The organism is Thiocapsa rosea (assembly GCF_003634315.1).
Classification (GTDB): domain Bacteria; phylum Pseudomonadota; class Gammaproteobacteria; order Chromatiales; family Chromatiaceae; genus Thiocapsa; species Thiocapsa rosea.
Window position 1 is genome coordinate 1,346,051 of record NZ_RBXL01000001.1, and the last position, 17,382, is coordinate 1,363,432.

Below are 17,382 nucleotides of genomic sequence, written 5' to 3' on the forward strand. Positions count from 1 at the left end.
GCATTTGTCGTCGTCGTTGTCGTCGTCGTTGTCGTCGTCGTCGTTGTCGTCGTCGTCGTCGTTGTCGTTGTCGTTGTCGTTGTCGTTGTCGTTGTCGTTGTCGTAATCGGATTCCGGACGACAACGACATCGAGTAGAGCCTTCGACCACTTTTCCTGGTTACGGCTCTGCCTGCCGGCAGATCCATTTTACGGTTGTGCGAAAGCAGCGGCTCACCATCACGCTGATATCTTCGGCCTTGACTTCGATATCCTCGACCAAGGCGAACTGGATCCCGGCCTTGCGCAGGTTCTCGCCCGGCTCCGCGACCTTGAAATAACGGTCGCCTTCGAGGTGGTCGGTCAGGAATCGCAGGCCCAGCTCGAAGGGCATGAGGCGGATCGCCTCGGGGATCAGGGCGATCTCTTCGGCGCTCAGCCAATCGCGCGTCTGCGCGGCATAGGCGCCGAGGATCGGCTCGGCGATGGCGAGATCGAACGCGACCCCGGTGTGGCCATTCGCGGATTCACCGCTGCGGTTGCAGCAGGAGCGCAGACAGTCGCCGATATCGTGCAGGATCAGGCCGGGCTGCAGGGTGTCGAGGTCGATCAGGGCGAGTGCACGCCCGCTGTTGCGATCGAAAAGGATGTTGTCGAGCTTGGGGTCGCCGTGGGTCACGCGCAGGGGGATCTCGCCTCGATCGCGCGCATCGGCGAGGCGCATCGCGAGCGCTTGGCGGTCGATCGCGAACCGGACACAGGTCTCGATCTGTGGGTCGTTCCGGGCGCCCTCGACCCGCTCCAGGGCCGACAGAAAGCGCGCGAGATAGGCCGGCGTGTCGTGAAATCCGGGGAGGGTGACGCCCATTGCCTCGGCGGGGAGCGATTGCAGCAGGGTATGGAAGCGACCGAGGAGCCTGCCGACCTCTCGAGCCTGCTCGGGATGCTCGATGCGGGGTAGACCGACGGCATCCTCGATCAGCGTCATGAGACGCCAGACGCTTCCGTCCGGCGTGCGCAGACCCGCATCGCCTGCACGGGTCGCGATCAACGCCGGAACCCGAAATCCGAGATCGGGGTGCAGCCGCGCCTGCCGATCGAGCGCCTCGATGTTGGACATGATCCGCAACGGTTCCGGAAAGACCGCGCCGTTGATCCGCTGAAGCACATAGCACATTCCATCGGCCGCGACACGAAAGGTGTCGTTGATCAGCCCGCGTCCGTAAGGCTCGATCGTCGCGACCGGCGCGGGGATCTCGAACGCCTCGGCGATGGTCACGAGCGATGCGTGCGTCTGCGGCTGTGGCGCCTCGTCGATCTCTGCCCGCCCCATCTCAGTAAGACCGCCGCACGTCCAAGACATCCGGGATCTGCTGCAGCTTCGCCAGGATCTTCTCCAGATGCGCCATGTTCTTCACCTCCAGGGTGAAGCGCATCGCGGCGGTGTCCGTGGATCGCTCCGAATGGGTGTTGACGCCGAGCACGTCGACCTCGTCGTCGGAGAGCACGGAGGACACATCGCGCAGCAGACCCTTACGATCCGCGGCGATCACCAGCACGTCCACCGAGTAGCCGGCGTTGGCGGGTTGATCCGCCCAACGCACATCGATCAGACGCTCCGCTTCGCCGGGCGGCAGGTTGCGCAGGTTGCTGCAATCCTTACGATGGATGGTCACGCCGCGCCCGCGGGTCACGAAGCCGATGATGGGGTCGTAGGGGACCGGCTTGCAGCAGGGAGCCAGATGGGTCATGAGGTCGTCGACGCCCTCCACCACGACATCGGTGGCGCCCTCCAACCGCGGCTTGTGCGGCTGGCGGAGCTTGGGCTCGATCTCCTTGTCCTCCTCGGTCTTGCGCTCCCCGACCTGACGCGCGACCTGTCCGACCGAGAGGTCGCCGCGTCCGATCGCAGCCAGCAAATCCTCGCCCCGCTTGAAGTTGAAGCGGGTCGCCAGCTCTTCCAGATTGGGTTTCTCCGCGATGCCCAAGCGGCTCAGCTCGCGCTCCAGGGTGGCGCGGCCGCCTTGCAGATGCTGATCGTGATCGAGCTGCTTGAACCATTGGCGGACCCGGTTGCGAGCGCGCGCCGTGGTCAGATAGCCGTGATGCGGGCTCAACCAATCGCGGCTGGGCGAGGCGTTCTTCTGGGTCAGGATCTCGACGGTCTCGCCGCTGCGCAACTCGTAGTTCAGCGGTACGATCCGTCCGTTGATGCGTGCGCCGCGGCAGCGGTTGCCGACCTCCGAGTGGATGGCATAGGCGAAGTCGAGTGCGGTGGACCCCTTGGGCAGCTCGATCACCTTCGACTGCGGGGTGAGCACATAGATGTGGATCGGCTCGAACTCGGCCTTGAAGCGCTCGAGGAAGCCGCCGGTCTCGTCGCCCTCGTTCTTAAGCTCCAACCAGTTGCGCATCCAGATGACGCGCCGTTGGAACTCGGCGTCGTGGCCCTTGGACTCCTTGTAGGCCCAATGGGCAGCGACACCGAACTCGGCGTGCTGATGCATCTCGTGGGTGCGGATCTGCACCTCGAGCGGCTTGTCCTCCGGCCCCACGACGGCCGTATGGAGCGACCGATACATGTTGCCCTTGGGCGTGGCGATGTAGTCGTCGAACTCCCGGGGGATGTGCTTCCAGAGCCCGTGCACCAGCCCGAGCGCGGCGTAGCAGTCCGCGACCGACCCGACCAGGATGCGCACCGCACGCAGGTCGAAGATCTCGGCGATCTCGACCTCCTTGCGCTGCATCTTGCGCCAAATGCTGTAGATATGTTTCGGGCGGCCGGTGATCTCGGCGGCGATGCCGGCCTCGCCGAACGTGTCGTACAGGGTTTGGATGACCGTCGCGATGTAGTCCTCGCGCTCCTCGCGGCGCTCGGCCAAGAGCTTGGCGATACGCTTGTACTCCTCGGGATTGAGGTAGCGCAGGCTCAGATCTTCGAGCTCCCACTTGACCTGCCAGATGCCCAGACGGTTGGCAAGCGGGGCATAGATGCGCTGGGTGTCGCGCGCGATCTTGGCGCGGCGCTCCGGCTCCAGGTCCTTGATGGCGCGCATCAGGTGGACGCGCTCGGCGAGCACCACCAGCACCACCCGCACGTCCTCCGCGATGCCGAGCAGCAGACGGCGCAGGTTCTCCTCGTGCTCGTCCTGATCCTTGGCGGCAATGATGGCGTCGATGTTGGCGATCTGACCGATGCGCGAGAGATCGCCGACCATCCGCGCAATCCCGGGGCCGAAGCGATCTTCGAGCTGCGCTTCGGTGAGGTCGCCCTGATCCAGACAGCCGTTGAGCAGGGCCGCGATAAGGGTCTCGAAGTCCATCCGCAGACGCACCAGGATGTCCGCCGTGGAGAGCACGTGACGCACATGGGTCTCGCCGGTCTCGATACGCCGGTCGCCGCGGCAGCGCGTCAGTGCCGCGCAGGCGCCGGCGATCTGCTTAAGCTCCTCGGTCGGATAATGGCTCGCCAACCCGTCGAGCCAGTGACGGATCGCCTCGTCGTCGTCGCCATGCGACTCTGGGAGGTTGTAGGTGGGTTTGACCATGATGTGGAGCGACTCTCTTAAACCGCGCCCGGTGCGGTAGGCGTCATGTGTTGGAGTGTTTTGACCGCGCCAGCTCCGACGACTGTCGGGGCTGGCGCGGTTTAACGTATTCAAAACGATTAAATTCTAAACCGTGTCTCACCGGGATCGAGGACATCTCCGAAGCCAAACGCAAAGACACGAAGGGCGCAAAGAAAACGTGCGGACTGGATCGTTGACGCAGACTCGACGCACTGCCGAGTCTAAGGATGCGGCGCGCGTCGTTGCGGGCCTCGTGTCGAGAGGATCCTTGCGGGTTCAATCCGTCAGCAGATGGCTCGCCAGCCCGTCCGCCAGCTTCGGCTCGAACCAGGTCGACTTCGGCGGCATCACCTCGCCGGCATCGGCCACCGCCATCAGATCCTCCATCCGGGTCGGGTGGAGCGCGAAGGCGACGGCCATCTCGCCCGAGTCGACCCGCTCCGAGAGCGCCTCCAGTCCGCGGATGCCGCCGACGAAATCGATCCGGTCATCGCGCCGCGGGTCCTGAATGCCGAGGATCGGGCAGATCAGGTTGTCCTGCAGCAGGCTGACATCGAGCCGCCCGACCGGGTCGTCGTAGGGGATCCGCCCCGGATCGAGCGCCAGCCGATACCAGTGACCGGCCAGGTACATCCCGAATGCGCCGGGACGCTCGGGCGCGACCGGACCCGGTGCGCCCTCGATCTCGAAGGCGACCGCGAGTCGCTGCATCAGGGACTCGACGCTGTAACCGTGTAGATCTTTGACCACGCGGTTGTAGTCCAGGATCCGCATCTGATCGTGCGGAAAGATCACCGACAGCATGAAGTTGTAGGGCTCGGCCCCGGTGTGATGCGGATTCGCGGCGCGGCGCATGGCGGCGACGCGCGAGGCCGCGGCGCAACGGTGGTGGCCGTCGGCGATATAGAGTGCGTCCAGGCCCTCGAAGGCCGCGGTCAGCGCGGCGATCGGCGCCGCGTCCATGATCGGCCAAAGCTCGTGTCGAATCCCGTCGGGCGCGGTGACGTCCGTCTCGGCCGGACTCGCGACGAGGCTCGCAAGCAGGACATCGATGTCCGGTCGCGCCCGGCAGGCGAGCAAGACAGGTCCGGTCTGCGCGTTCAGTGCATCGATCTGGCGCACCCGGTCGTCCTCCTTGACGGGACGCGTGAGCTCATGGCGCTTGATCCGATCCGTGTCGTAGGCATCGATCGAGGCGGCAGCGACCAGACCGGTCTGGCGATGTGTGCCCATCGTTAGACGATAGACGTAGTAGCCGGGCGCCGCATCGCGCACCAAGACACCCTCGCCCAGCATCCGATCGAGATTCTCGCGTGCCCTGGCATAGACCGGCGGGCTGTAGGGATCGATGCCTTCGGGCAGATCGACCTCGGGGCGCGAGATGTGCAGAAAGCTCCAGGGGCGCCCTTCGACCAGCCGGCGTGCCTCGGCGGCGTTCATCACGTCGTAGGGCGGGGCAGCCACGTCCGCGGCATGCGCGCGGGCCGGGCGGAGCGCCGCGAAAGGTTTGATCAGGGGCATGGAGACTCACCGTCGGTGGCGTCGAGACTGGATGGATGGCGTTCGGGACATCGGTGTCCGCGGCCCAATGGTATCAGCTCGGATCGAGCCTCGGCCAAATCCGACGCGGCTGTCCGCCGCGCGATCTGCAGACCCGAGCCGGGCGACGCGGAGTCGGACGAGCCCGCCGCCGGGGACGCGAGCTCGGGAAGGCTGCTCTATACTCATGCGGATGCCTCCGCCGCGAATCCGAATCGACAGCATGGCCGACAACAGTTACCTCAAGGACCTGATCCTGCTGCGCAACGACCCGTCAAAGGTCGCGCGCATTCGCGATGCCGCCGAGCGCGGAGAGATGGACGCCCAGTATGCGATGGGCCTCATCTATGCCGAGGGGCGCGGGGTCGAGATCGACCTGGCCCGCGCCCATTTTTGGTTGTCGTTGGCCATCGCGCAAGGGGACACGGACGCCGATCAGTTGCGCAACATCATCGGCAGCCAGATGACCGATGCCGAGTTCGACGCGGCCAAGGAGCTGATCGTCGCGCATCGTGCGACCCACGCGGCGTCAACGACCACGCACTGAACCGTACTGACTCCGACTCTCGTCGAAACTGCCCGACGCGTTGACGGGTTTCGCTCCGATGGGCTTGGCGCGGGCTGGATGGGTTTCGCTTCGCTCTACCCATCCTACGTGTTTCGGTTGTTTTTGAATCGTTCCTGACTTACCAGCAGGGCGCGGCGACGCTCGACATCAGACCGAAGGCATCGAACGGCGAGGGCATCGGCATGCCCCCGACCGGGCCGCCGGCCTTCACGCGGATGACGTATTCGGCCCATTGCAGCGGTCGCGGCAGATAGCCGACTTGGGCGGCGACGGCATGCAGCTCGCCGACGAAGGCGATATCGCAGACCTGCTCAGGGCCGGGACCGGCGATGCAGAGGTCATGGCGCATGCAGGCCGCATCGAAGGCATCCACCGGCGGCGGGAACCCGGCGACCGGGTATCCGACCCCGCACCAATTGCCGTAGAGCGGCATGCATTTGAAGGCAGCGACCTGGGTCGCGCAGGTGCCGAGCAGGGCGCCGAGAAGACAGGAAAGGACAGCGGTACGGCTCATGGTGAATCCTCGTTCGCTCGAGGGGACTGATGCTTGCACGCCCGAGAGGCTAGTGCAGCATGGCAGATGTGTCGAGACCATTCGTTGTCGTTGTCGTTGTCGTTGTCGTTGTCGTAATCGTTGTCGTTTCGATCGTCGACAACGACAACGAAAGCGACGGCGAGGCAGGCGGCAGGCGGCAGGCGGCAGGCGGCAGGCGGCGAAACTACTCGACCTGCGGCGCCGCATCCGAGATATCGCGCTCGCGCCGGTCGAGCCGGTTCTCCGCCTTGAAGCGCGCGGCCTCGCGGATCAGGGCAAGGCGCGCGCGGTCCCGGCCCCAAATCGCCTCGAGGCGGCGGTCCGGCGCGGTCTCTTCGGTCCAGAGACGCCAGAGCAGGGTAGCGTTCTCCCAGTAGGCGGCGCCGATGGAATGGCCGTCGGGGCTGAAGTCTGCGTAGGCAACCCCGCCGAGGGCGCCATCGAGTGTAAGAAAGGACTCCTCCGGCAACACGCTCGGACGCGTGGGACGCATCCAAATGCGCACCGCACCGTCACGCGAGGCGGTCAGGATCCAACGTCCGTCGGGGCTGAACCTGGCGGTGTAGATCCGATCCTTGTGCCCGACGAGATCCGCGAGCCGGGAGCCGTCCAGGGCCCACACCTGTGCCTTCGCGTCCAATGACGCGGTAACGAGTGCCTGACTGTCCGGCGCGAACGCGACGCTGTAGAGGATGCCGGCTTGGGGCTCCAGATAGCGGGGGGACGCGCAACCCTCGTGGTTCAGTGCCACGAGGGCGGCACTGCCGTCCTCGCTGGAGGTCGCCAGCCACCGACCATCCGGGGAGAAGGCCGCGTCGGTGACGGTGTTCGTGTGCCATTGAGCGGAGCACACCGGCACCCAGCCGCCGGTGCTCTCCATCCGCATGACCTGGACCCCGCCGCCGTCGTCGCCGGTTGCGACCAGCGTCGTTCCGTCCACACCCGAGGAGACCGCCGCGGCCTGAACCCCGCTTCCGCCATCGCCCCAGCCGGGTGCAGCCTCCAGCGGGGCGCAGGTCTGCGGATTCCAGAAGCGGACCGGCTCGGCGAGATCGCTCGATGTGGTCAGAAGCCAGCGCCCGTCGGGGGCGAACAGGACCTGATGGACGTTCGGACAGGCGCGCCCGCCATCAGGGCTGCAGGGCGCACCGTCGGTGGCGGCCACGAGGCGGCACCCACCGCCGGTGTTCAGATCCCAAACCCGGGCGGTGCCGTCGTGACCCGCACTCGCAAGCCGGTCAGCCGAGGGCGAGAAGGCGACCCGCCGGACCCGCCCCTGATGCCCCGCCAGGGTCCAGATGCGCACCGGCGGAGGCGCATCGTCGCGCCGATCGTACTGCCAGACCTCGACCCGTCCGTCGAAGGCCGCGGTGGCCAGCATGACCGAGCCCGAGCCCGCCCCCGATTCCGATTCCGTCGTCCCGGAATCATGCGCTCCGGCATCGGGCGATGCGGGGCTCGGGGATGCAGGTGTCTCGGCCATCGCCAGATGCCAGACGTGATCCGCGCTGGGGAGATGAAAGGCCAGCGTCTCGGTCGGCTTGACCGACCAGAGCCGGGCCGAGCCGTCCGGATCCGAGTACGTCAGGACTCGGCGGCCGTCGGCACTGAAGCGTGCATCCGTCACCGCGGCGTCATGACTGAAGACCGCGACCTCCCTGCCGGAGAGCAAGCCCCAGAGCCGCGCGGTCTTGTCGAGCGAGGCGCTCAGGACAAGAGGCTCGCGATCCTCGTCGTCCATGCCCGGCGAGACCCGCACGTGCTCCACGCTCAGTCCGTGATGCCCGAGGACCTCGGCGTGGCGGCTCTCGAGATCCCAACGCACCACCTGCCCGGCATCGTCGCCGGCAATCAAATACTGTCCGCCGGGCGAGAACACCGCCTCGCGCACCGCGGACTTGTGGATACGAATGCGTCGGCCGTCGCGTTCGATGATGCCGAGTTCGGCAAGCTCGCCGCCGTCGAGGTCGTAGACACGGATCCGCTCGTCGGCGGAGGCCACGGCGATCCGCAGACCGGCGGGGTCGAACCGGGCATCGTTGGCCGGCCGGCCGAGCGAGCCGCTACTCGGCAGAACCACCCGTTCGGTTCCCGTACCGGTTTGGAGCACGCGCGCGGAGCCGTCGCGCGAGGCGGTGACGAGCAGCTCCCCATCCGGCGCGAAGGCGATGCTGCGCACCTCGCTCGCGTGCACGGGCTCGTCCCAGAGCGGCGCACCCGGGCGGCTCAGGTCCAGAAGACAGACGGCATAGCGATCCTGCGGCGCACCGTGGGAGAGTGCGAGAAAACGGCCGTCCCGGTCCAGCGCGATCGGGCTGTCCGGGCGCGCGCCGCAGCTCCAGTCCGGCGGCTGCCCCGGCTCGGCCGGGAGCCGCCAAACCCCGTCCTCGCCGATCCCCAGGATGGTCTGCGCCTCGCCGCTGCCGACGAAGCGCACCGAATGGATCGGGATCTCCGGACCGGATAGACGCGCCTCGGGCTGGTAGCTCTGCCCGCGCAGTGCCCAAAGCTGCGCACCTTCGCCCCGCGATTGAGTGACCAAGCGCTCGCCGTCTTCTCGAAACGCCGGAGGCAGCGGTTGGTCGCCCGCCATTGCCTCGGACTGGACCATCGCGATCATACGGTTCGTGGTAAAGGCGCGACTCAAGGTTTCGGTCGCCGCTTCGGGCAGATAGGGACCGGCGTTGAGGGCGAGTCGCACCGCCTCCGGGGTGTTGCCCTGTCGTACGGCGAGATCGGCCGCTTTGAGCAGGCTGCGCTGCAGGTTCAAGGTGGCCTCGCGCGAGGCGTCCCAAGCCCAGAAGGCCGCTCCCGTGGCGAGCACCAGGAGTGTGGCCAAGGTCAGACCGAGGACACGGGCCCACCGATTGCGCCGTCGCTGCAGCACCAGGTGTTGATGCGAGTGCTCGAGAAGCTCCTGCTCCAAGGGTTCGAGCTCCTCGCCGTAGGCATCGGCGAAGCGCCGCGCCGCGGCATAGCCGGCCTCTCCGAGCAGATACTCGCGATTGCAATCGGTGCGCCTCCACAGGCGCGCCTGGCGGGAGATCTGATAGCGCAGGATGAGATCGCGTCGGTTGCTCGGGTCCCCGACCCAGTCGTGGATCGGCGACCACCGCTCGAACAGGGCCGGATGGATGAAGGTCGCGAGCGCACGGTAATCCTCCCAGTGCAGGACCGACACGGCGTCGGGGTCCGCGTCGCGATCGATGGCCGAGGCCACGATGGCGGGATCGGAGGCGACCTCGAAATCGCCGTCCGACGGCACCGACTCATTGCGCCCTGCGGTATCGCGCCGGCTGCGCAGCCGCTCGCGCCATTCCTCGCCGGTCTGGATCATGATGCGCCGCAGATCGTCCATGAGACGCGGGGCCTCCTGCGAGCAGCCGAGCCGGGTCGAAGGATCGGCCACGCCCTCGGCGACCAACAGGCGAGCCTCGATCAGCGACTCGACGAGCCTGGCGACCGCCGGCTGACAGCTCAGGGTGCGAAGATCCCCGCGGCGTGCACCAAGCCCCGACGCGCCTCCGCCCTCGAGTGCGATCAGACCGCGGCAGAGCACCGGGAGCGCATCTCGAACCTCGGGATCCAACGCCTCCCAAAGGGCGTCAGCACGGCCCAGCAATGAGCCGGAAAGTCCGCCGACCTGGCGATAATCGGCAAGGGTCAGGGGCCGATTTCGATTGGATTCCGCATCGCCGGAGCCGTCGCGCGCGCGGCGGTAGAGCTCGTCCAGGGCAGGCTCGAGCACGGCCGGCCAGTGCTCGAGCAGGCTCGCCTCCGACTCCAGCGCCTCGACCAGACCGCGTCCGCCGCCGGCCATGCCCTCGTACTCGATCCCGGCCACCCGTGCCGGGATCTCGATCACCTGCCTGATCCGCGCCGCGGGCGGCGGCTCCAGGCGAAACCAGCTCTGCTCGTCCAGGAGCGACGCGAGCTCGGGCATCTCCCTGAGGTGGCGCAGGTAGTCGCTGCGCAGCGAGGAGATCACCCAGACGCCGTCTCGGGCGGCGAGCAGGGCCAATGCCTTGACGAAGGCGCGAGTGCGAGGCTCCGACCGCATCGCCTCCGTGAACAGACGATCGAGCGGGTCGACGATGACCGCGAGCTGTAAACGCCCGTTCGCGTCGTTGCTTCTGCTCGCCGGATCATCGGCCAACTGCGCGAGCGCGGCCAGAAGCTGATCGGCGGCGACCTCCGGCTCGCTCACCAGCAATCGCGTCAGGCGCGCGACATCGAGCCCGAAGCCGTCCAGCGCCGGCCCCAACAGACCGGGCGCGGCGAGGGTGACGGCCAGGGCATCGATCGGGTCGCGATCCTCCAGATCCACAAAACCCCAGCGGCACCCGGCAATGCCCGGGAAGAGAAAGGGCCGAACCAGACGCGGCAGCAGCCCGGCGCGGATCAGGGAGCTTTTGCCCACCCCGCTCGGACCGCTCAACAGGAGCAGGCCGCACCCCGGACCCTGCAGCACCTCGAGGCGGGCGACCAGCTCGCGCGTCTCGATCTCGCGACCCGTAAAGACGCGGTCGTCGGCCAGCTCGAAGGGTGTACCGGCACGGAAGGGGCTCCCGCGCCAGTCGGCTGCATCGGAGGCCAGGCGCCGCTCCGCACTGATGCGTCGGTTCAGGAGCTTGCGCAGTTGCGTTTCGAGCAGCTCGCGGAAGCTGCGGTCGTTGCCGAACTGTCTGAAGGCGCGGCTGAAGCTGCCGTCCGGGTTGAAGAAGTGGGTGCGGAAGAACTCTTCGAGTCGATGCCGGTCGGCGAGCGCCTCGCGGGTCGCCTCCGCATTGTTGACGTCCACCATGCGCGGCGCGGTCTTTTTATAGACCAAGACCTCGGGTGTGCCCGTGCGGGCAGACTCCCGCACCGCATCGACGAACTCCCACTCGGTCCCCGTCATGCCCTCGTAGGGGTCCTCGGCAAGCGGCGTACCGAGCCGGGTCCAGAGCATGACAAGCACGATCTCGCATTCGGAAGGTCGCAGGAGTCCGGCCTGAAAACTCTGCGCGGCCGTCAGGGCCTCCTCTTCCCATAGCACGGCTTGGAGGCTGAAATAGGGGAGATACTCTTGGGCCAACGCCTCGATGACATCCTTCACCAGGGCACGCTCATGCTCCAGATCGGACGGCGAGGAGACGAAGATTCTGACCTTGTGCTCAGTCATAGGGATGATCGGGGACGGACATACCGCAACTATACTCGGGGCAGACGGGTTTTTCGGAACCGGGATGGGTGACCGCCGCGTGTCAATTCAACCTAAACCGCGCCGACTCCAACGGTCGTCACGCCTGCCGGGGCCGATCCCATCCAAACACATCGCATATCGTCCCGGGCGCGGTTTAGCTTCAACTGTTTCAGGTCATCGACACAGCCGACCCGAGAGGGTTTACAATCGGATGATGCAGGATCCGCCGCGAGACCGATTCAGCCGCGGCGGGCGCATCCCCACACTGCCTCCATCCGACGGAGGAGATCGCGATGCTGGACCACGACATGGCCGATACCGAACGCTTCGAAGAGGTGATTCAGCGTTCAGTGCGACAGATCCTGCTTGCACCGGATCCGGACAGCTTCCTCGACTGGGCGCGCGCGCATCTCCCGGAGATGCTCGGGTTGTCCGGGACCGAGTTCGACGAGGTCGAGCGTCGACGCCTCGCCAATCTCCTCGGCACCGCGATCTGGAACGCGACCCCGCAGCCGACCTGCGCCTTCCAGACGCGACTGATGACCCCTCATCCTCCCGAAGAACCCTGCTCCTGCGGCTCGGGAAGCCCTTACGGCGAGTGCTGCGGCGCCATCGACGAGGTGCCCGAGCTCTCGAGCGACCTGGTCTGGGAGATCCTGCTCGACGAGCTGCCCGAGCACGGGCTGCGCGAGGCACTCGACCTGCATGCGGTTCCCGAGCCCCTGCTTGCCCGCATCGCCGATCGCTGGCTCGCGGAGGATCGCCCGAAGCGCGCGGCCGCGCTCCTGGAACCCCTGTTTGCGGGATCGCTCGAGGATCTCGACGGTGAATTCGAGCCGTCGATCGACATCCTGTGCGATGCCTACGATCGCCTCGGTCATCGGCGCAAGAAGGAGACGTTCCTCGCCCGAATCTGCTCCGAGGGCAGCCGCCCCTTGCAAGCCGCCGCCTGGCAGCGGCGCTGCACCATGGCGATCGACGACGGCGATTTCCCCGAGGCCGATGCCGCCTTCACGGCCGCGTTGCGCAGCGACCCGGACAATCCCGGCACGGCGATCCTCGAGATCACGCTCCTTGCAGCCCAGCACAAGGACTGGATCGCCCGCGAGCGCGCCCGCTTCTGGCTGTTCCGATTCCGTCAGATCGGGTTCACCCATCCCGGCGTCTTGGATTTTCTCAACCAGGCCGTCGAGGATCCGCAACAAGCGCTCGTGGACAGCCACTCGGATGCACTGGATCCGGTCCTGCTCGATCTTCACGACGTGGTCACCCTGATTCAGGCACGTCCGTTGCCCGTTTACCGCTTGGAGCCGCTGAACGTCCATGCGCCCGGGTGGCTGCCGGGACAGCTCGCGTTGTTCGACGACCTCGATGCCCCGGTGCCGGACGGCGACGACGACGACGGGGACCTCGGCCTCTCGCGATACGGCCCCAACCCGGTACGGCTACGCCCCCCGGCGGCACTGCGCCAGCTCGAAACCGACTGGAAATCGGTCTTTCCCCGGGCAAAACCCGATTCCACCCGGCTCGTTCCCGACGAGGACGTCGATCTCTGGTCGACCCCCGACTGGCTCGATCACCTGCAGGCGAACCCGGCACTCGCCGACAGTCTGGAGGTGCTCGACGATCTCGCGACCGCCCTCTACCTGCATCCCGAGAGCGCATTGCCGTGGATCTCCCATCTCCTGTTGCGTCCGCTCCTCGAGCGCGCGCGGAGCATTCTGGATCAGGTGCTGCCCGAGGACGCTCCCCAACATATTCCTTGGTCTGCGCCCCCCAATCGCCCGGCGTTGCGGCTACTCTTCAGACAGTATCTCTGCCAGATCGACGAAGACGAGCCGAACGGTGCGGCACGAACGCTCGAGACCCTGCTGCGACTCAACCCTCGGGACAATCACGGCGTGCGCGCGGAGCTGATGAATCACTATCTGCGCGACGGCCAGGACGAACTCGCACTGGCGCTGGCCCGGCGCTTTCCGAACGATGGACTGGCGGATCTCGCCTACGGGGAGGTGCTGGCACTCTACCGCCTCGGGCGGCAGGACAGGGCACGCCTGGTGCTGACGACCGCCGTCAACCGCTTGCCGAGAATCCCGCATTATCTGACCCGTAAACGCATCAAACGTCCTCGGTTCGCCCCGCCCGACACCCTTCCCGGCGGCGACGACCAAGCCTGGATGTACCGCGAGGCGATGCGCGACGTCTGGGCGGCGGAACCGGGCATCCTCGCCTGGCTGAGACGCCTGACCGCTTAAACCGCGCCCGGCAGGGTATGCGATGCTGTTGGATGGGATCGGCCCCGGCAGACTTGACTACCGCTGGAGCTGGCGCGGTTTAAGGGATTAAAAGATAGATCGTTTTAAACCGCGTCCCCGTGAAGGGCCGTAGATGCACCAAACGTCGAGCTCACTCGTAAAGTTTAGGACCTCGCTCTGGACGCGGTTTAGACGAGCCCGTTGGGCGGACCCCGCCTCTTGGTCGTCGGCGGTCTGTTGGACATCGCTTGACCGAGTCGCTCCCGTATCACTGCCTTTCTCAGGAGAACCGCGATGGAAGGACGCTATCGGATCCTCTACGCCGGCGAGCTTATGCCCGGCCATGCATTGCAGGACGTGGTGCCGCGGCTGGCGGCAAAGTTTAAACTTCAGGAAGACACCGCGCGGGATCTGATTCTCGGCGGACCCGGCCGAGTCTTGAAGCACAGCTTGACGAGCGGGGAGGCGCAGCGTTATCGGGACGCGCTGAGCACCATCGGACTGAAGGTGACCCTCGAGCCGGAATCCACCTCAAACGCCGCACCGGCGCCCGCGGGCAGCCGAACGGGCGGGGTCGTCGCGCAGCCGGCACCGCGGCCCAACGGCCCCGAAGCATCGGCTCGGCCCGGCGAGGGACGGCAAGGGGACGGCCGACAAGCCGGCAACACCCCCGACACCAGCGCCGACGGCGGTCCGACACGCTGCCCGAAATGCGGCGCCGACGCCGTTTCGGAGCTCACCGGCATCTGTCAGGCCTGCGGAGTGGTCGTGGAGCGCTACCTTGCCAACCACGGGATGCGTCCAACGCGCCCGCCAAACCGGGTCGACAACCCCTATGCCCCGCCGCGCGCCGATTTGACACCGCCTCGCGCCGAGCCTGAGGACGACGCGCTGCAGGCACCTCAATCGCGGCCCGTCGGACACGGTTGGCTGTGGATCACCGAGGCGTGGCAGCTGTTCAAGGCACAGCCGGGGGCCTGGATCGGTGCGGTGGTCCTGTTTTACATCATCCTGATTCTGATCAGCATCGTGCCCCTCGTCGGCGGTTTGGTCGTGACCATCCTCACGCCGATGCTGAGCGCGGGACTCGTGATCGGCGCGCACCGTCAGTCTCGGGAGGGTCGCTTCGAGATCAGTCACCTCTTTGCGGGTGTGTCGCAGAGTCCGGGGCCGCTCGCCTTGGTCGGTCTCGTCTATCTGCTGCTGGCGTTCGGCATCGTGATCGTCGCGGGGCTGCTGTTCGCCGCGGTATTCGCGTCCATGGGAAGCACGATGGATCTGTCGACGATGGACCCGAACGACATCGGCATCGTCTTCGCGAACCCGATGATCCTCCTTCCGGTGCTCGTGGCGATGCTGCTCGGCATCCCGCTCGCGATGGCCATGTTCTTCGCCCCGAGCCTGGTGGCACTCGATCAGGTCCCGGTGCTCAAGGCGTTCGGGCTGAGCTTCTCCGGCTGCCTGAAAAACATCCTGCCCTTCCTGATCTACGGGCTGGTCGCGATGGCGCTGGTGATCCTCGGTTCCCTGCCCCTCATGCTCGGGCTGCTGGTTGTCGTGCCCGTCCTGACCATCGCCATCTATACCGCCTATCGGGATATCTTTTACGGTTGAGTCTTTGCCGGTCGGCGATTTCGCACGGCCGGGCGACCGGGGCGACCGGCGCTGCGGCGCCCTTCCGGCGACAGACCCGTGCCGGCGGGTTGAAAGGACGGCACCAGGTGACGCTTGCCGTTTCCGATCAGATCGGAACGGCCCATTTCCTTCAGTGCCTCGCGCAGCAGCGGCCAATTCTCCGGATCGTGGTAGCGCAGGAAGGCCTTGTGCAGACGCCGCTGGCGCTGTTTGCGCACCACGGGGACCCGCTCCGAATCACGCGTGACCTTTTTCAGCGGATTGCGACCCGAGTAATACATGGCCGAGGCGGTCGCCATCGGTGTCGGCAGAAAACCTTGGACCTGGTCGGGTCGGAAACCGTTGCGCTTGAGCCAGAGCGCCAGATTGAGCATATCTTCGTCGCTGGTGCCCGGGTGGGCGGCGATGAAATAGGGAATGAGATACTGCTCCTTACCCGCCTCGCGCGAGTACCGGTCGAACAACTCCTTGAAGCGGTCGTAGGTCCCGATGCCGGGTTTCATCATCTTGCTGAGCGGTCCGGCCTCGGTATGCTCGGGTGCGATCTTGAGATAACCGCCGACATGGTGCGTCACCAGCTCGCGGATGTACTCGGGCGAGCGCACCGCCAGGTCGTAGCGCAATCCGGAGGCAATCAGGACGCGCTTGATGCCGGGGATGGCCCGTGCACGGCGATAGAGCCGGATCAACGGGGCGTGATCGGTGTTGAGGTTCGGGCAGACGTCGGGGTAGACACAGGACGGACGTCGGCAGGACGACTCGATGCGCGGATCCTTGCAGGCGAGCCGGTACATGTTGGCGGTCGGTCCGCCGAGATCGGAGATGGTGCCCGTGAAGCCCGGGGTGCGGTCGCGGATCTCCTCGAGCTCGCGCAGGATGGACTCCTCCGAGCGGCTCTGGATGATGCGGCCCTCATGCTCGGTGATCGAGCAAAAGGTACAGCCGCCGAAGCACCCGCGCATGATGTTGACCGAGAATCGGATCATCTCCCAGGCCGGGATGCGCGCCTCGCCGTAGCTCGAATGGGGGCGGCGGCTGTAGGGCAGCTCGTAGACCCGGTCGAGCTCGGCCGTGGTGAGCGGGATCGGCGGCGGATTAAGCCAGACATCGCGATCGCCGTGGGCCTGGACCATCGCACGCGCGTTCCCCGGATTGGTCTCCAGATGGAAGACCCGGGAGGCATGGGCGTAGAGCACAGGGTCATCGCGGACCTGCGCGAACGAGGGCAGGCGCACCACCGTGCGGGCGCGATCCGTGCGTTGCGGGCGCGGCTGAAACCGGAGGACCTGCGCCCCATCGGGGGTCGAGGGGGAGTCGCTCGCGTCGGCCTCCTTCGCGGCAACCGCGTAGGGATCCGGATGCGGATCCACTCGGCCCGGCCGATCGAGCCCGCTCGAATCGATCTCCGCCCAGTCCTCCGGGCGGCCGCGGGTCATGAAGGCGGTCCCGCGCAGGTCGCGGATCTGCTCGATCGGCTCGCCGCGCGCCAGGCGATGCGCCAGCTCGACCAGTGCGCGTTCGGCGTTGCCGTAGATCAGGAGATCGGCCTTCGCATCCACCAGGACGGAGCGACGGACCTGCTCGGACCAATGGTCGTAGTGGGCGATACGACGCAGGCTCGCCTCGATCCCCCCGATCACGATGGGCACGCCCTTGAATGCCTCGCGCGCACGTTGGGCATAAACGGTCACCGATCGATCGGGGCGGCGACCCGCGGCACCGTCCGGCGTGTAGGCATCGTCCGAGCGCAGACGCCGATCGGAGGTGTAGCGGTTCACCATCGAGTCCATGTTCCCGGCGGTGATGCCGAAGAAGAGGTTCGGCTGTCCGAGGCGTCGGAAGTCCTCGACCGAGGTCCAGTCCGGCTGGGCGATGATGCCGACACGAAAGCCCTGCGCCTCGAGCAGCCGACCGATGATCGCCATCCCGAACGAGGGATGATCGACATAGGCATCCCCCGTCAAGATGACGATGTCGCAGCTGTCCCAGCCGAGCAGATCCATCTCTGCGCGCGACATGGGCAGCTCGGGGGCGGTCCCCAGCTTGTGAGCCCAATGCTTGCGGTGGGAGAAGATGTCGGGTGCTTTCATCATATTGAACCGCGTCCAGAGCGAGATG

Annotated in this window: 9 protein-coding genes; 3 read left to right on the plus strand and 6 right to left on the minus strand. The window is 66.5% G+C overall.

Going from position 1 to position 17,382, the window contains the following annotated elements:
- Nucleotides 1–159: 159 nt before the first annotated feature.
- The 3 genes from BDD21_RS06225 to BDD21_RS06235 form a co-directional block, all read right to left on the minus strand.
- On the minus strand, nt 160–1,311 hold the full coding sequence (locus BDD21_RS06225) for a phosphotransferase enzyme family protein (RefSeq protein WP_120796412.1): 1,152 nt from the start codon (nt 1,309–1,311) through the stop codon (nt 160–162).
- A 1-nt stretch (nt 1,312) separates the two neighbouring features.
- Complete coding sequence (locus BDD21_RS06230; RefSeq protein WP_120796413.1) at nt 1,313–3,526, minus strand: RelA/SpoT family protein; 2,214 nt, start codon at nt 3,524–3,526, stop codon at nt 1,313–1,315.
- A 297-nt stretch (nt 3,527–3,823) separates the two neighbouring features.
- Nucleotides 3,824–5,068, minus strand: coding sequence for a DUF1015 domain-containing protein (locus BDD21_RS06235; RefSeq protein WP_120796414.1), 1,245 nt, complete (start codon nt 5,066–5,068; stop codon nt 3,824–3,826).
- Nucleotides 5,069–5,309: 241 nt separating this feature from the next.
- On the opposite strand from BDD21_RS06235, the gene BDD21_RS06240 reads away from it, so the two are divergent.
- Nucleotides 5,310–5,633 (plus strand): SEL1-like repeat protein, encoded by a 324-nt coding sequence (locus BDD21_RS06240; protein WP_120796415.1) that lies wholly within the window; start codon nt 5,310–5,312, stop codon nt 5,631–5,633.
- A 139-nt stretch (nt 5,634–5,772) separates the two neighbouring features.
- Here the strand turns inward: BDD21_RS06240 and BDD21_RS06245 are convergent, their stop codons facing one another.
- Nucleotides 5,773–6,168: a phospholipase A2 family protein gene (locus BDD21_RS06245; protein WP_120796416.1), complete on the minus strand. Its 396-nt coding sequence runs from the start codon at nt 6,166–6,168 to the stop codon at nt 5,773–5,775.
- 205 nt (nt 6,169–6,373) lie between these two features.
- A complete protein-coding gene (locus BDD21_RS06250) occupies nt 6,374–11,353 on the minus strand; it encodes an nSTAND1 domain-containing NTPase (protein ID WP_120796417.1) in 4,980 nt (1,659 codons plus the stop codon).
- A gap of 314 nt (nt 11,354–11,667) precedes the next feature.
- Between BDD21_RS06250 and BDD21_RS06255 the strand changes: the two genes are divergently transcribed.
- Nucleotides 11,668–13,629 carry an SEC-C domain-containing protein gene (locus BDD21_RS06255; protein ID WP_120796418.1) on the plus strand — a complete coding sequence of 654 codons (1,962 nt, stop codon included), beginning with the start codon at nt 11,668–11,670 and terminating at the stop codon, nt 13,627–13,629.
- Nucleotides 13,630–13,923: 294 nt separating this feature from the next.
- Nucleotides 13,924–15,243 carry a BPSS1780 family membrane protein gene (locus tag BDD21_RS06260; RefSeq protein WP_120796419.1) on the plus strand — a complete coding sequence of 440 codons (1,320 nt, stop codon included), beginning with the start codon at nt 13,924–13,926 and terminating at the stop codon, nt 15,241–15,243.
- Here BDD21_RS06260 and BDD21_RS06265 read toward each other — a convergent pair.
- Nucleotides 15,234–17,357 (minus strand): YgiQ family radical SAM protein, encoded by a 2,124-nt coding sequence (locus tag BDD21_RS06265; protein ID WP_120796420.1) that lies wholly within the window; start codon nt 17,355–17,357, stop codon nt 15,234–15,236. The two genes, BDD21_RS06260 and BDD21_RS06265, sit on opposite strands and share 10 nt — an antisense overlap.
- Nucleotides 17,358–17,382: the final 25 nt, after the last annotated feature.

What these genes read in the sequence shown, in the direction of transcription:
- BDD21_RS06240 (WP_120796415.1), top strand. Translation starts at nt 5,310, where the DNA reads ATGGCCGACAACAGTTACCTCAAGGACCTGATCCTGCTGCGCAACGAC.
- BDD21_RS06225 (WP_120796412.1), bottom strand. Translation starts at nt 1,311, where the DNA reads ATGGGGCGGGCAGAGATCGACGAGGCGCCACAGCCGCAGACGCACGCA.
- BDD21_RS06245 (WP_120796416.1), bottom strand. Translation starts at nt 6,168, where the DNA reads ATGAGCCGTACCGCTGTCCTTTCCTGTCTTCTCGGCGCCCTGCTCGGC.
- BDD21_RS06260 (WP_120796419.1), top strand. Translation starts at nt 13,924, where the DNA reads ATGGAAGGACGCTATCGGATCCTCTACGCCGGCGAGCTTATGCCCGGC.
- BDD21_RS06265 (WP_120796420.1), bottom strand. Translation starts at nt 17,357, where the DNA reads ATGATGAAAGCACCCGACATCTTCTCCCACCGCAAGCATTGGGCTCAC.
- BDD21_RS06255 (WP_120796418.1), top strand. Translation starts at nt 11,668, where the DNA reads ATGCTGGACCACGACATGGCCGATACCGAACGCTTCGAAGAGGTGATT.
- BDD21_RS06230 (WP_120796413.1), bottom strand. Translation starts at nt 3,526, where the DNA reads ATGGTCAAACCCACCTACAACCTCCCAGAGTCGCATGGCGACGACGAC.
- BDD21_RS06250 (WP_120796417.1), bottom strand. Translation starts at nt 11,353, where the DNA reads ATGACTGAGCACAAGGTCAGAATCTTCGTCTCCTCGCCGTCCGATCTG.
- BDD21_RS06235 (WP_120796414.1), bottom strand. Translation starts at nt 5,068, where the DNA reads ATGCCCCTGATCAAACCTTTCGCGGCGCTCCGCCCGGCCCGCGCGCAT.